This is a genomic window from Pseudomonas putida, assembly GCF_028682455.1.
Lineage (GTDB): Bacteria > Pseudomonadota > Gammaproteobacteria > Pseudomonadales > Pseudomonadaceae > Aquipseudomonas > Aquipseudomonas putida_AA.
Genome location: NZ_JANHLD010000004.1, coordinates 319,039 through 332,641, shown reverse-complemented (window position 1 = coordinate 332,641; position 13,603 = coordinate 319,039). Strand labels below are relative to the sequence as shown.

The following is a 13,603-nucleotide window of genomic DNA, read 5'->3' as shown; positions in this document are numbered from 1 at the left end:
GCCAAAGCCCAATACTTGCACGGAACGCTGTGACGTAGATCCGACAGGCATAAGCAGGAAGGTCGCGCGAATTACCCTGGGAGATCTGTACGTTTGCCATTGTGCTACCGCGCGTCGAAAGGCGACGGGATGAGCGTGCAGAAGTCAGCCGAAGCCGTAGTAAGTGGCGGTTAACCGCGCCACCAAGGGCCGAACAGGTTATGCCGCCAGTAGGCGTCGCCGTCTCGTTGGTAACCGTAATGCAGAAATTTCCCACAGCGGAAACTGTCATCCCGAGCTCCGGCCAGAAGCCGAGGGTGACGCCTGACAGTGCAAAGGTATCGACGGCGTCCGTGACGTGGACGAACGCGGAGCCGGACACGCTGATGGAGCGGGTGCTTGCACCGGCCAACCTCAGACGTGCGTATCAACGCGTGGTCAGCAACAAGGAGCACCGGGTGCCGATGGCATGACGGTTGCTGACTTGGCGGGCTACGTGAGACAGTATTGGCCAACCCTCAAGGCCAGGTTACTGGCCGGTGAATACCAGCCCCAAGCAGTGCGAGCGGTTGAAATTCCCAAGCCGCAGGGCGGCACACGGCAACTGGGAATCCCCAGCGTCGTGGATCGCCTGATCCAGCAAGCACTGCAGCAGCAGCTCACACCTATCTTCGACCCACTGTTCTCGGACTACAGCTATGGTTTTCGTCCGGGCAGAAGTACGCATCAAGCCATCGAGATGGCTCGTGCTCATGTGACAGCGGGACACCGCTGGTGCGTGGAACTCGATCTGGAGAAGTTTTTCGATCGGGTCAATCACGACATCCTCATGGCCTGCATCGAACGTCGGATCAAAGACAAGTGCGTACTCAGGCTTATCCGCCGCTACCTTGAAGCCGGGATCATGTCGGGCGGTGTCGTCAGCCCACGGCAGGAGGGGACGCCGCAAGGCGGCCCGCTTTCGCCGTTGCTGTCGAACATCCTGCTCGACGAACTCGACCGCGAGCTGGAGCGACGGGGCCATCGCTTCGTACGTTATGCCGATGATGCGAACATCTATGTACGCAGTCCCCGGGCCGGCGAACGGGTGTTGGTCAGCGTCGAGCGCTTCCTGAGAGAACGTCTGAAGCTGACGGTGAACAGGAAGAAAAGCCAAGTGGCAAGGGCGTGGAAGTGCGACTACCTAGGCTATGGGATAAGCTGGCACCAGCAGCCAAGGCTGCGCGTGGCAAGGATGAGCCTAGACCGCTTACGCGACCGGCTCAGAATGCTGCTGCGCAGCGTACGGGCTCGCAAAATGGCGACTGTCATCGAGCGGATCAACCCCGTCCTGAGAGGCTGGGCTAGCTACTTCAAGCTCAGCCAGAGCAAGCGGCCGCTTGAGGAACTGGATGGTTGGGTCAGGCACAAACTCCGCTGCGTCATCTGGCGTCAATGGAAGCAGCCTCCCACGAGGCTGAGAAACTTGATGCGCCTGGGGTTGAGCGAGGAGCGTGCCAACAAGTCAGCCTTCAATGGCCGAGGTCCATGGTGGAATTCGGGAGCGCAACATATGAACTACGCGCTGCCAAAGAAACTGTGGGACCGGCTCGGGCTGGTCTCGATACTGGATACGATTAACCGGCTTAGCCGCGTAACCTGAACCGCCGTGTACGGAACCGTACGCACGGTGGTGTGAGAGGACGGCGGGTGTGAATCCGCCTCCTACTCGATTTGTAGACGGTATGGCTACCCTCTGAACCCGGCGGGGGTTGCCGATTAGCGTGATCGGCCATCCATCTGTGGGAATCACGCCATGAGTACTTTCACTGTCTATTTCTGCGGCACGGGCTCGCATCGTTTCGATATCGCCAATCCCAGCTACTGGAACGGCGAGCTGGTCTCGACCCTGGCCGGTAACGAGCAAGGCCGGGAGTTCGCCCACTGGGTGGTCATCGACGGGCCGGGCAGCGGCAACCTGCAAGTCGATGAGCTGTTCATCGCCGCCAACCACTACGGCCTGATGGGTACCCTGTTCGGCAGCGGCTGGGAGCAGAACGTCGATCATGCGCTGCACATCATCAAGGGGCACTGTAATTGGCAGCGCAAGGCCTTGAGCGAGCACGAGTACGATCGACTCAAGGCGGCGGGCATCCCGATCGAGGATGTCAGGGAGACCGGCTCCTGGTTCTGGCGTACCTATGACTTCGGACAGCGCCGGGTCACGCCCCAGCAACTGCAGGAGCAGATCATCAAGACGTTTCGAACCGATGGCCCGTTGCCCAGCCAGGTCAATCTCGTCGGCTGGAGTCGGGGAGGGGTGAGCTGTCACATGCTGGCCAACGCCATGCTCAACGACAGTGACCTCAAGGCGCTGCCGATCAACATCTTTGCCGTCGACCCGGTGCCGGGGCTGCTGAACTTCCAGGCGCACCGGGTGCAGTTGGGGGCAAACGTCAAGCAGTACGTCGGGTTCTATGCCCGCGATGAGCGTTCCAGGGGCTTTTCCTGTGTGATACCCAGAACCCACCCCAGCACGCGATGCCATCTCTATCCTTTGCCTGGTCGCCACGCGACCCTGGTAGGCAATGCGTCGGCCGATGGCACGAGCCAGGGCAAGGCGTTGCTTGAGCCCGGCCTGATCGTGCGTCACTTCGCAGAGGTCTGCCTGACGCGCTGGGGTGTACAGCTGGGCAACAGGCTAGAGCTGACCGAACGCGAATTGCAGGCCTACCATCACGCGATGGCGAGGGATGACAGCGAGTATCGGGCGATGCGCGATCACTCCTACACCGTGATTACCGAGTCGCAGGAGAGTGAGCGTTGTGTTTCGATTGGCGCCGAAGGGGCGGCGTTCTCCAGGGTATCGGGGGCGATGTTCCAGCCTGACAGCGGCCTGGCGGCGCCTGTCGGGTGGAGTTCGCAGGCCTACAAAGACATACGCTGAGGCTGGACAAGCGCCCCGCCCAGGCTCTATTGTTCGCTCCGGCCACCGCAGTGGCCAACGTCGCTCGGACGGTTCCGGGCGCTTACGTCTTCGAGGAAGCCATGGCTGACCAAGGTTCGCCGCGCCGCTTTGCGCGCATCGATCGTCTCCCCCCCTACGTCTTCAACATCACCGCCGAACTCAAGATGGCCGCGCGCCGTCGTGGCGAGGACATCATCGACCTGAGCATGGGCAACCCCGACGGGGCCACGCCGCCGCACATCGTTGAAAAACTGGTGCAGGTCGCCCAGCGCGAAGACACCCATGGCTACTCGACGTCCCGCGGTATTCCACGCCTGCGCCGGGCCATTTCACGCTGGTACAAGGATCGCTACGAGGTCGATATCGACCCGGAAAGCGAAGCCATTGTCACCATTGGGTCCAAGGAAGGCCTGGCGCACCTGATGCTCGCCACCCTGGATCATGGCGATACGGTGCTGGTACCCAACCCCAGCTACCCGATTCATATCTACGGTGCGGTAATTGCCGGGGCCCAGGTGCGTTCGGTGCCGCTGGTGCCGGGCGTGGACTTCTTCAACGAGCTTGAGCGGGCGATTCGCGAGTCGATCCCCAAGCCGAAGATGATGATCCTGGGCTTCCCCTCCAACCCGACGGCGCAGTGTGTCGAGCTGGACTTCTTCGAGCGCGTGGTGGCCCTGGCCAAGCAGTACGACGTGCTGGTGATCCACGACCTGGCCTATGCCGATATCGTCTACGACGGCTGGAAAGCGCCTTCGATCATGCAGGTGCCAGGCGCCAAGGACATCGCGGTGGAGTTCTTCACCCTGTCCAAGAGCTACAACATGGCCGGCTGGCGTATCGGTTTCATGGTCGGTAACCCGGAGCTGGTCAGCGCCCTGGCGCGGATCAAGAGTTACCACGACTACGGTACCTTCACCCCGCTGCAGGTGGCCGCCATTGCTGCCCTTGAAGGGGACCAGCAGTGCGTGCTCGATATCGCCGAGCAGTACCGCCAGCGCCGCAACGTACTGGTCAAGGGCCTGCATGAACTGGGCTGGATGGTCGAGAATCCCAAGGCGTCGATGTATGTCTGGGCGAAGATCCCCGAGCAGTATGCGCACCTGGGGTCGCTCGAGTTTTCCAAAAAGTTGCTGGCTGAAGCCAAGGTCTGCGTGTCGCCGGGCATCGGCTTTGGTGATTACGGCGACGACCATGTGCGCTTCGCCCTGATCGAGAACCAGGACCGTATTCGCCAGGCAGTACGGGGTATTCGCCAGATGTTCCGCAAGCAGCAGTAACAAAAAACGCGGGGCAAGCCCGCTCCTGAACTCTGTGGGGGTGGGCTGTTTCGATCCAGCGGAATCACGAGCAGCGGCGACAGCCTCTAGCTGCTCAGTCGAATGTTCTCACTCTCCAGATCAACAAGGCGTGTGGTGGGACCATTGGCTTTCAAGCGCTCAGTAACAAGGCTCGGCCAAAGGTTGCGGGAGCGGCGTTTGGCAATGCTGTAGGTGAATTCCTCGATTCGATGCATGGGGTAAAACATAGGCTCAAGTATTAGTTTTATAACATGGTGGCCGGTCAAGTAGTTATTGCTGCCGGCTTCTCGCTTCGCCTGCTTTATTTCTTCTCGCGTTCTTTTGAAGCTGTCGCTCATTTTTGGGCGCACGGCCAGTTGGCTTTTTACAAAGGCATCGGATTCACTGTGATTCCCGTGTTCGTCGAAATAGGGGCCGTTGTTCATATAGGCACGGATGTATTCCCAAAAGCCTTTTTGTAGCGCCAGTGATTTTCCGAACGGCGCCCCAAGGCTGACCATCAGCGCTGTCTCAGGCTCTTCGAACTTCCACACCTTTATCTCCAGTGACGCATTTTGAATGCTACCGATTTGCGGGCCAACTATCTGGAATTCATTGGCAATGGCGAAAATGCTATCCCACGGAGCATGGAATAATTCGCCGTCGTGATCGAAATACACTTCGCGGGTGCGGCGGTTGAACAGGATAGGGAGGGGTAGGGGACGTAGGGCTTCCCAAAGAAAAGGAATGCCACACAAAGGAATACATATGGCAAGCATTATATTAAGTCCTTCAAGATCTCCACTTTGCATAAAGCTGAGCAGCCCCAGTCCTACTCCCCCTATCCCCCCAAATCCAGCCAATGCGCCTGTCAGCATGCCTCGACCAAAGTCTCCGCCCGCTTGAATGGTCAAATAGTTCTCGGTGTGCTCATCGACGACAAACAACTCCATTGGCTGTTCTCCCGTCGATTTGTTCGCCTCAAGTATCACTGGGGACGCAGGGTTATTGTGTGGTTGTTCTGGTGTAGTCATATCCATGCCCGTTCCGTGCTGTTCACCACAGGTAGTTCACATGGGTAATAGATAAACTGCCCCTCGATGCGCCGCGAAACTTCCAGCATCGTGCTCAATGGCGCTCACTCTCCAGGTCAACAAGACGTGTGGTGGGGCCATTGGCTGTCAAGCGCTCAGTAACAAGGCTCGGCCAAAGGTTGCGAGAGCGGCGTTTGGCAATGCTGTAGGTGAATTCCTCGAGTCGATCCTGAGGGTAGAACATAGGGCCAAGTATTAGTTTTATAACATGGTGGCCGGTCAAGTAGTTATTGCCGCCCGCTTCTCGCTTCGCCTGCTTTATTTCTTCTCGTGTTCTTTTGAAGCTGTCGCTCATTTTTGGGCGCACGGCCAGTTGGCTTTTTACAAAGGCATCGGATTCACTGTGATTTCCGTGTTCGTCGAAGTAGGGGCCGTTGTTCATATAGGCACGGATGTATTCCCAAAAGCCTTTTTGTAGCGCCAGTGATTTTCCGAACGGCGCCCCAAGGCTGACCATCAGCGCTGTCTCGGGCTCTTCGAACTTCCACACCTTGATCTCCAGTGAAGCATTTTGAATGCTGCCTATTTGCGGGCCAACTATCTGGAATTCATTAGCGATGGCGAAAATGCTATCCCATGGAGCATGGAATAATTCGCCGTCGTGATCGAAGTACACTTCGCGGGTGCGGCGGTTGAACAGGATAGGGAGGGGTAGGGGGCGTAGGGCTTCCCAAAGAAAAGGAATACCACACAAAGGAATACATATGGCAAGCATTATATTCAGCCCTTCAAGATCTCCACTTTGCATAAAGCTGAACAGCCCCAGTCCTATCCCCCCTATCCCAGCAGATCCACCTAATATTCCTGTCAGCATGCCTCGATCAAAGTCTCCGCCTGCTTGAATAGTCAAATAGTTCTCGGTGTGCTCATCGACGACAAACAACTCCATCGGCTGTTCTCCCGTCGATTTGTTCGCCTCAAGTATTACTGTGGACACAGGGCTGTTTTCTGGTTGTTCCGGCGTAGTCATATCCATGCTCGCTCCATGATGTTCACCGCAGGCAGCATCAACCCTTCGCGTGGAGAGTAAATTAATTGGCCTTCTATACGCCGCAAGTCTCTAACACCGTCTTCATGGTAAACCCGGCGATAAGGGGTGATGCCCGCTGGAACGGGAATTCGGGTACCACTATGTCGAGCGAAGTCATTACCTGTCCATTCGACCTTTTTGATTTGGTCGTCGTAGTACCCGAGCGTGTCGCCCCACACTTCCTGGCCGGTGAAATGAATCATGGCGTCGGTCAGCGACACGTTATCCCCTGGCAAATTCAGCATCAGGTACGTGGAGGTGACTTCTCGAGCACCTGCGGCTGTTTGCCTTCGTGGGTCACGCTGAGCAGTAACCATCGGTCGTTGCACTGCTTGCGCGGGTGTTCGGTGAGGTCGAAGAAGTGACCACTGCGCAGGCTCGGCTGATCACTTTTACCCCCAGCCAGTAGGTAGTCGTTGCGATGGCGCTCTAACGCCCGGCGGGCACGTTGTCGGCCGAGTCGTTCCGTTTCGATCGGTGCCGGGTAGTCGTAGTCCTCAAGCGCAGGACTGAACTCGGCGGTGAGCTGGCGCTCCAGCAACAGGCTGGGCCGCTGGAAGTCATAGGCACGGCGCGTGACCGTGCTGGTGCGGGTGCTGAAACGTTGGGAAAACTGGCAGACCACTGGATGTTCCGCCACCAGGCCGCTGTCTTGCTGATACGGCGTTGAGCCGAGCTTGGGGAAAAACGTCTGGTCGTCGGTGAATACCAGTAAGTGGCTATCTGGACTGTGCTGGTGGTGCCAGGCAATGCCTTCTTCACTGCACAGCCTTTGGATCAGTTCGTAGTCGTTCTCAAAATATTGAGTGCAGTATTCGCGCACAGGTCTAGGGCTGACATGGAAGGCATAAGCATCGGCCTGGATACCCTGCCCCTGGAGTACCTGGGCCACGATCTGCGGCACGGTCAGTTGCTGGAAAATCCGCGGGTTGTGGCTGAACTGTAAATAGTGCAGCGCTGGCACCAAGGTCAGCTGGAAACGGGTCAGGCGTTTACCGGACTCAGCCACCCGAACATCTTCGATACGACCGTGAAGCCCTTCGCCGTTGAGGCCAAAGCGTAGATACGCTGGCTGGCAGAGCAGCCTTTCAAGATCGAGGTTGGAGTACTCGCTGACCAGCTCGACGTTGATCGCATACAGCTGGCTAATGGTTTCGGTACCGTCAAAAGCGAGAACCTTGAAATCATTGCGCACCGTGGGAATCATTATCTCGAAATGCGCAGCATTGGCCGACGCGAACATACACTTATCCTTAAGCTGAAAGGGACGGCAAAAGGCGATGCACAAGCCATCGCGCCTGGGCTAACTCAATTTTCAGGGCACGGTAGTCAGGCGGTGTATGAATTGATGCAGGAATAATCCTGCTAAATAGTGCGAATTTTCGTTATTTCAGGGTGTTGACCCTTAGGCGTGATGCGTCAAGTGAGGCGGCGCAATCAGCCGCCCGTCAGGCGCAATATTTTTCTGCGTCTGCCCCCTTCTCAAAGCGCTTACGAAGCATAGAATGGCGTCGGGTTTCCTCCCAATAACGATAATCTGCCCCCCCGTCTTTTCTCATCATGTCCGAAAATCCTTGCTTGAACTGCGGCGCCTGCTGCGGGTATTTCCGTGTGTCTTTCTTCTGGGGCGAGTGCGAGTCGGCAGGTGGTGTGGTGCCCGACGACCTGGTGGTTCAGATCAACCCCACCCGTGTGGCGATGATCGGTACCGACAGCAAACCGTGCCGTTGTATCGGCCTTGAGGGTGAAATTGGTAAAGGGGTGAGTTGCTCCCTTTACGAGAAACGCTCCACCCCTTGCCGTGAGTTCGAGGCGGCCTGGGTCGATGGCAATGCCAACCCCAGTTGCGATGCCGCGCGTGCGGCTTATGGCCTGCCACCGCTGGAAGCCAACGAGCCGATCTGGCCGGATGAAGGGGCCGAGGTCGCCTGAGGGCCGAATCGCGATGAGGCTGGGGTACACTGTGCGGCTCTTCGGCCAGAACAGGAGTTCTACCCGTGTCGCACCCTCATGCCTTCGCCCAGGACCTTCGCTTGCAAACCCCACGCTTGCAGTTGCGCCCCATGGGCAGCGACGATGCCGCTGCCTGGTTTGCGATCATGGCTGACCCGCAGGTCATGCGGTTCTGGAACCACGCTCCCTGGCATGGGCTGGCCGAGGCGCAAGCGGCCCTGGTGATCGACCGCCAGGCCTATGCCGACGGGCAAGTGTTCAAGCTCGGGATCTACCGTCGCGACAACGACAAGCTGATTGGCATGTGCCAATGCTTTCACCTTGAGGCCGAGTCGCGCCGGGGTGAAATCGGCTATTGCCTGGCCAGCGATGCCCAAGGGCAGGGCTTTATGGCAGAGGCGCTGGAGCACTTTGTCCGGTATCTGGGCGAGGGCCTGAAATTGCGCCGCCTCGAGGCCGAGATCGATCCGCGCAACAGTGCGTCGGCGCGTACCCTGGAGCGCCTGGGGTTTATCTTGGAAGGTACCCTGCGCCAGCGTTGGTGCGTGGGCGGGGAGGTGTCCGACTCAGGACTCTACGGGCTTTTGCTTGAGCAGAATGCGTGATGATCGCGGGTCGCTACATCTCGATTACGCTGCTGCTGTTTTTATCCTGCCTGGGCTTCAACGCCATGTACCTCAGTGGCGAGGGCCGCCTGCATGCGTTGCAAGCGTTGTTGTATGGCCCCTGGGGTATTGTTTTCGGCATGTATGGCTGGTTCGCCAACCCGTTGCTGGGATTGGCGATCCTGCTGCATCGGCGCTGGCGTTGGCTGTCGTTGCTGCTGGGTGGGGGCGCCCTGGTGCTTGCCTTGACCAGCCTTGGCATTGAACGCGTGCCAGACAACCGTAGTTATGACTTCCTGGCCCTGGAGCATTTTGCCCCGGGCTTCTACCTGTGGCTGTTGTCGATCCTCGGGTTTTGCCTGGGCCAGGCCTGGTGGTGCCGCACGGCGCGCCACGGCCTGGCGATACCCGGCTGGCACTGGCTCGATGCCGTCCTGGCGGTGGTATTGGGGCTGGTGATCCACTTCGCGATACAGGCGCCTAGCCTCAGGTTCGAAATCGACCGGGCCCTGGCACCGCCGCCCTATGTGCAACCCTCCCATCCCAATGCCATCTAGCGTGACGTCGAGGTGCCCCACTGCACCACCAGCATGCCCACGACGATCAAGCCCACGCCCGCCAGACGCACGGCATTGACCGGGCGTTCGGGCAGGCCCATCAAGCCCCATTGATCGATCAGCAACGAAGACAGCACCTGGCCGGCGATCACACAAACGATAAAGCCGGCAGCGCCCAGGCGTGGCGTAAGCATCAGCGCCGCAGTGATATAGGCCACCCCGGCCACGCCGCCTAGCCAGGCCCACCACGGTGCCTGGGCCAGCGCGCCGAGCTGTGGCAAGGGTGCACGCAGCACCAGTAGCGCCGGAATCACCATCAGCACACTGACCCCAAGAGACACCAGCGACGCCCACAGCGGGTGGCCGAGCAAGCGCCCCAGGGCTGCGTTACTGCCGGCCTGGAAGGGCACGGCGGCCCCCGCCAGCAGGGCAATGACCAAAGGCAGCAGGGCGGCGGGGGCAAAAGACAGGTTCATGGCAAGACTCCTTGTAAGTGGCTTGGTAAAGTCTTGGGTATTCATGTGAGTAATGGAAATTCGAATGCTGCACAGGAGCTATTCGCCTGATGGATGATCTGCGCCGTATTGATCTGAACCTGCTGCTCACGCTGCATGCCCTGCTGGTCGAGCAACACGTATCCCGCGCCGCGTTACGCCTGCATCGCAGCCAGCCGGCGGTCAGCCATGCCCTGGCGCAATTGCGCGAATTGTTCGGAGACCCGTTGCTGGTGCGCCGGGGCGGCCGCTTGCAGGCCACGGCCCGCGCCCAAGCGTTGATCGAACCCCTGCAACAGGCACTGGCTCAGCTCGACGGGCTGATTGCCAGTCCCGGGTTCGACCCCGGAAAGGCGCGGCGGACCTTTCGCCTGGCGATGTCTGACTACGGCGCCCGGGTGGTGTTGCCGGGGTTGATGAAGGTGTTGAGGCAGCAAGCACCGGGGATCGACCTGGTGGTCATCCAGGGCAGCCGCGAGGCGATGCTGGGGCACTTGTTCGACGGCGAGGCGGACCTTGCGCTGGGGGTGTTCCCGCAATTGTCGGCCGAGCTTCGGGTCGAGACCCTGTTCGAGGAGCGCTTCACCTGTGTGGGTGACCGTAGCGTACTGCCGGCGCGGGGTGGCTTGGCACTGGAGGACTGGCTGGCGCGGCCGCATGTGCTGGTGGCGGTGAGACCGGGGATCGACAACGAGATCGACCTGGCCCTGGGGGCCATCGGTGCCCAACGCCGGGTTGCCCTGGCGCTGCCACATTGGGCGGCCGCCCAGGAGGTGATCGCCGGCACGGACCTGATCCTCACCGTGGCGCAGCGCAGCCTGGACACTGGCAAGTTGGACCCGCGCCTGCGCCGCTTCGAGCCGCCGTTGCCGATCAAGGCATTTGCCTTCCAGCAGGCCTGGCACCAGCGCCGCGACGGCGATGCCGCCCACCAATGGCTGCGCGAAGCCTGTAGGCGCGGGCTGGCCCCGCGATAGATAGCTTCGCTGGGTCAGCCCGCGCCTACGGGTGGAAATTCGGCTATTGTGGCGGGCCCAACCAGTTACAAGGAGTTCCCTCGATGAAGCCCCTGCTGGCCATTGCCCTGCTCAGCGCCATGGCCCCCTTCGCGATCGCCAAGGACGACTACTCGGCCGCCTACAGTCAATGCATGGACACCGCCCAGACCACGCTGGCCATGAGCGACTGCAACGGCGCCGAGATCAAGCGTCAGGACACTCGCCTCAACGCCGCCTACAAAGCCGCCATGGCAAGCCTTGAGGCCGAGCAGCAAGGCAAGCTGCGCGACGTGCAGCGCTTGTGGATCAAGTACCGCGATGCCAATTGCGGCCTGTACTTCGGCCTTACCGGCGGCACCATCGACCAGCTCAATGGTGCAGGGTGCGTGCTGTCGATGACCAAGGACCGGGCAGACGAGTTGCAGAACCTGCTCGGGCCCTGAGGGCGGGTCTGTCAGTGGCGGGCGGCGCGGGCACGCAGGTACTCGCGCACCTCGACGTGATTGCCGGAAAACTCGATGCGACCGGCCTTGCTGTCACGGTGGTAGGCGTACATCGGGTCGTAGTATTCGCTGAGCAGTCCGCTGATCCAGGCGCGGTGCAAGGCCACGTCGCCGCTGCGCTGCTGCTCGTCGAGGGCTTGTTGCAAGAGGGCCGACAGACGCTGGTAGCGCTCACCACCCAGGCGCTTGAGGATGTTGCTCATGCTCTGGTTCAGGCGCTCGGCGAACAGCGGGAAGCCTTGCTCATCACCGTGCAGGGCGACGAACTCGGCGCACAGGTTGGTCACGTAGTCGCCCAGAATGCGCTCGACGCGGTTGTCGAAGCTGTCCTCCAGCCACACCAGTGGATACTGCTGCATGCCCTGGTACAACTCCAGCGGCAACGAGCAACTGCCGACGATACGGCCCTCGTCTTCAAGCACGAACTGCTCGATACCCCGGGCACGCTTTTTCAGCACGTCGATGGCCAGGCGGTTTTCGAAGTCGATCTGTGCAGGCTGCGCGGTGGCGCGCTTGCCGAAGCTCGAGCCCCGGTGGTTGGCGTGGCCTTCCAGGTCCAGGGCGTTGTCCAGCACTTGCAGCACTTCGGTCTTGCCGGTGCCGGTGAGGCCGCCAACCAGTACGAAATCGCATTCGGCCACAGCGCTCTGGGTGGTCTCGAACAGGAAGTTACGCATGGCCTTGTAGCCGCCGACTACCTTAGGGTAGGCGATGCCGGCTTCTTCCTTGAGCCATTGCTGGGCGATCTGCGAGCGCAGGCCGCCGCGAAAACAGTAGAGGTAGCCTTGCGGGTTGGCCTGGGCAAACGCAGACCAGGCGGCAATACGTTCGTCCTTGGTCTGGCCGCTGACCAGTTGGTGACCCAGGGTGATGGCGGCCTGCTGGCCGTGCTGCTTGTAGCAGGTGCCGACCTTCTGCCGCTCCAGGTCGTTCATCAGCGGCAGGTTGATCGCGGCGGGGAACGCGCCCTTGCCGAATTCGACCGGGGCGCGCATGTCCATCATCGGTACATCGTTCAAGAACAGCTGGCGGTAGTCGGTGGTGTTGTCACGCATTACAGCACCTCAACCGCATGGCTCTGTCGCTCGACCAACTCGCCGATCGGGGCCAGGTTCAAGCCCAGTTCGGTGGCGACGGCAAGGAATTGGGCTTCACCTTCAGGCGTTACCGCCACCAGCAGGCCACCGCTGGTTTGCGGGTCGCACAGCAGGTGCTTCTGTTCATCGCTCAGCGGCGCGATCTTTTCGCCGTAACTGTCGAAGTTGCGCAGGGTTCCGCCTGGTACGCAGCCTTCGGCCAGGTAGTGCTCGACGCTCGGCAGGCGAGGTACGGCGCTGTAGGTCAGGCGTGCGCTCAGGCCGCTGCCGTCGGCCAGTTCCACCAGGTGACCGAGCAGGCCGAAGCCGGTGACGTCGGTCATGGCCTTGACGCCATCGAGCTTGCCGAAGCGGCTGCCGGGGGTATTGAGGGTGCACATCCAGTCGCGGGCCAGGCCCTTGTCCTGGTCGCGCAGCTTGGCTTTTTTCTCGGCGGTGGTGAGGATGCCGATGCCCAGCGGCTTGGTCAGGTACAGGCGGCAGCCTACGGTGGCGGTGTCATTGCGTTTCATGTGGCGCTTTTGCACGACGCCGGTTACGGCCAGGCCGAAGATCGGCTCGGGGGCATCGATGGAGTGCCCGCCGGCCAGGGGAATACCGGCCTCGGCACACACGGCACGACCGCCGCGAATCACTTCGCGGGCCACTTCCGGGGCCAGCACATTGATCGGCCAGCCAAGAATGGCAATGGCCATCAGCGGATCGCCACCCATCGCGTAGATATCGCTGATGGCATTGGTGGCGGCGATACGGCCAAAGTCATAGGGGTCGTCGACGATGGGCATGAAGAAATCGGTGGTCGAAACCACACCGCGTTCCTCGTCCAGCGCGTAGACTGCCGCGTCGTCGCGCGAGGCATTGCCCACCCAGAGGTTCGGGTCCAGCGCCTGGGTACCGCTTTCGGCAAGAATCACCTCCAGCATCTTCGGAGAGATCTTGCAGCCACAACCGGCACCGTGGCTGTACTGGGTCAGACGAATCGGCTCGCTCATACGCACCTCGAAAAATCGTGAAGGCCGATTGTAGCAAAGCTGGTCTTTGCGCCGATGCCTCTTATAATTCCGGAGCT

13 protein-coding genes and 2 pseudogenes are annotated in these 13,603 nt (G+C 60.3%); 8 read left to right on the top strand and 7 right to left on the bottom strand.

The features are described 5' to 3' along the window. Nucleotides 1-200 precede the first annotated feature (200 nt). From ltrA to alaC, 3 genes and pseudogenes are all read left to right on the top strand, one after another. Nucleotides 201-1,621: pseudogene (gene ltrA, locus NPS58_RS24635) on the top strand (group II intron reverse transcriptase/maturase). A gap of 153 nt (nt 1,622-1,774) precedes the next feature. After that, entirely contained in the window at nt 1,775-2,905 is a 1,131-nt protein-coding gene (locus NPS58_RS24630) for a hypothetical protein (RefSeq protein ID WP_274117860.1), read from the top strand. A gap of 101 nt (nt 2,906-3,006) precedes the next feature. Then, on the top strand, nt 3,007-4,203 hold the full coding sequence (gene alaC / locus NPS58_RS24625) for an alanine transaminase (protein WP_274117859.1): 1,197 nt from the start codon (nt 3,007-3,009) through the stop codon (nt 4,201-4,203). An 86-nt stretch (nt 4,204-4,289) separates the two neighbouring features. On the opposite strand, the gene NPS58_RS24620 is transcribed toward alaC, so the two are convergent. The 4 genes and pseudogenes from NPS58_RS24620 to tssI form a co-directional block, all read right to left on the bottom strand. After that, complete coding sequence (locus NPS58_RS24620) at nt 4,290-5,243, bottom strand: hypothetical protein (protein ID WP_274117858.1); 954 nt, start codon at nt 5,241-5,243, stop codon at nt 4,290-4,292. 88 nt (nt 5,244-5,331) lie between these two features. After that, on the bottom strand, nt 5,332-6,273 hold the full coding sequence (locus NPS58_RS24615) for a hypothetical protein (protein WP_274117857.1): 942 nt from the start codon (nt 6,271-6,273) through the stop codon (nt 5,332-5,334). Further along, a complete protein-coding gene (locus tag NPS58_RS24610; RefSeq protein WP_274117856.1) occupies nt 6,264-6,548 on the bottom strand; it encodes a hypothetical protein in 285 nt (94 codons plus the stop codon). The genes NPS58_RS24615 and NPS58_RS24610 overlap by 10 nt, the downstream gene beginning before the upstream one ends. A 38-nt stretch (nt 6,549-6,586) precedes the next feature. Then, a pseudogene (gene tssI / locus NPS58_RS24605) lies at nt 6,587-7,570 on the bottom strand (type VI secretion system tip protein TssI/VgrG); the annotation flags it as partial. 317 nt (nt 7,571-7,887) lie between these two features. Between tssI and NPS58_RS24600 the strand changes: the two are divergent. The 3 genes from NPS58_RS24600 to NPS58_RS24590 all read left to right on the top strand — a co-directional run bounded on the left by NPS58_RS24600 (nt 7,888) and on the right by NPS58_RS24590 (nt 9,442). Then, nucleotides 7,888-8,259 carry a YkgJ family cysteine cluster protein gene (locus tag NPS58_RS24600; protein ID WP_274117855.1) on the top strand — a complete coding sequence of 124 codons (372 nt, stop codon included), beginning with the start codon at nt 7,888-7,890 and terminating at the stop codon, nt 8,257-8,259. A gap of 65 nt (nt 8,260-8,324) precedes the next feature. After that, the gene (locus tag NPS58_RS24595) at nt 8,325-8,885 is read left to right on the top strand and encodes a GNAT family N-acetyltransferase (protein WP_274117854.1); all 561 of its coding nucleotides are present in this window, start codon (nt 8,325-8,327) and stop codon (nt 8,883-8,885) included. Then, on the top strand, nt 8,885-9,442 hold the full coding sequence (locus NPS58_RS24590; protein ID WP_425313117.1) for a hypothetical protein: 558 nt from the start codon (nt 8,885-8,887) through the stop codon (nt 9,440-9,442). Before NPS58_RS24595 ends, NPS58_RS24590 begins: the two co-directional genes overlap by 1 nt. Here the strand turns inward: NPS58_RS24590 and NPS58_RS24585 are convergent. Further along, nucleotides 9,439-9,918, bottom strand: a complete 480-nt coding sequence (locus NPS58_RS24585; RefSeq protein WP_274117853.1) for a DMT family transporter — start codon at nt 9,916-9,918, stop codon at nt 9,439-9,441. The two genes, NPS58_RS24590 and NPS58_RS24585, sit on opposite strands and share 4 nt — an antisense overlap. Nucleotides 9,919-10,007: 89 nt before the next feature. Between NPS58_RS24585 and NPS58_RS24580 the strand changes: the two genes are divergently transcribed. Beyond that, nucleotides 10,008-10,913 carry a LysR family transcriptional regulator gene (locus NPS58_RS24580; RefSeq protein ID WP_274117852.1) on the top strand — a complete coding sequence of 302 codons (906 nt, stop codon included), beginning with the start codon at nt 10,008-10,010 and terminating at the stop codon, nt 10,911-10,913. Between the two features lie 83 nt (nt 10,914-10,996). Continuing rightward, nucleotides 10,997-11,377, top strand: coding sequence for a lysozyme inhibitor LprI family protein (locus NPS58_RS24575; protein WP_274117851.1), 381 nt, complete (start codon nt 10,997-10,999; stop codon nt 11,375-11,377). 11 nt (nt 11,378-11,388) lie between these two features. Here the strand turns inward: NPS58_RS24575 and mnmH are convergent, their stop codons facing one another. After that, nucleotides 11,389-12,492, bottom strand: a complete 1,104-nt coding sequence (gene mnmH / locus NPS58_RS24570; RefSeq protein ID WP_274117850.1) for a tRNA 2-selenouridine(34) synthase MnmH — start codon at nt 12,490-12,492, stop codon at nt 11,389-11,391. Continuing rightward, nucleotides 12,492-13,526: a selenide, water dikinase SelD gene (selD, locus tag NPS58_RS24565; RefSeq protein WP_274117849.1), complete on the bottom strand. Its 1,035-nt coding sequence runs from the start codon at nt 13,524-13,526 to the stop codon at nt 12,492-12,494. The genes mnmH and selD overlap by 1 nt, the downstream gene beginning before the upstream one ends. Between the last annotated feature and the right edge of the window lie 77 nt (nt 13,527-13,603).

Bases quoted from the DNA above. Each gene is read 5' to 3' on its own strand.
- NPS58_RS24630 (WP_274117860.1), top strand. From the start codon at position 1,775: ATGAGTACTTTCACTGTCTATTTCTGCGGCACGGGCTCGCATCGTTTC.
- alaC (WP_274117859.1), top strand. From the start codon at position 3,007: ATGGCTGACCAAGGTTCGCCGCGCCGCTTTGCGCGCATCGATCGTCTC.
- NPS58_RS24620 (WP_274117858.1), bottom strand. From the start codon at position 5,243: ATGGATATGACTACACCAGAACAACCACACAATAACCCTGCGTCCCCA.
- NPS58_RS24615 (WP_274117857.1), bottom strand. From the start codon at position 6,273: ATGGATATGACTACGCCGGAACAACCAGAAAACAGCCCTGTGTCCACA.
- NPS58_RS24600 (WP_274117855.1), top strand. From the start codon at position 7,888: ATGTCCGAAAATCCTTGCTTGAACTGCGGCGCCTGCTGCGGGTATTTC.
- NPS58_RS24590 (WP_425313117.1), top strand. From the start codon at position 8,885: ATGATCGCGGGTCGCTACATCTCGATTACGCTGCTGCTGTTTTTATCC.
- NPS58_RS24585 (WP_274117853.1), bottom strand. From the start codon at position 9,918: ATGAACCTGTCTTTTGCCCCCGCCGCCCTGCTGCCTTTGGTCATTGCC.
- NPS58_RS24580 (WP_274117852.1), top strand. From the start codon at position 10,008: ATGGATGATCTGCGCCGTATTGATCTGAACCTGCTGCTCACGCTGCAT.
- NPS58_RS24575 (WP_274117851.1), top strand. From the start codon at position 10,997: ATGAAGCCCCTGCTGGCCATTGCCCTGCTCAGCGCCATGGCCCCCTTC.
- mnmH (WP_274117850.1), bottom strand. From the start codon at position 12,492: ATGCGTGACAACACCACCGACTACCGCCAGCTGTTCTTGAACGATGTA.
- selD (WP_274117849.1), bottom strand. From the start codon at position 13,526: ATGAGCGAGCCGATTCGTCTGACCCAGTACAGCCACGGTGCCGGTTGT.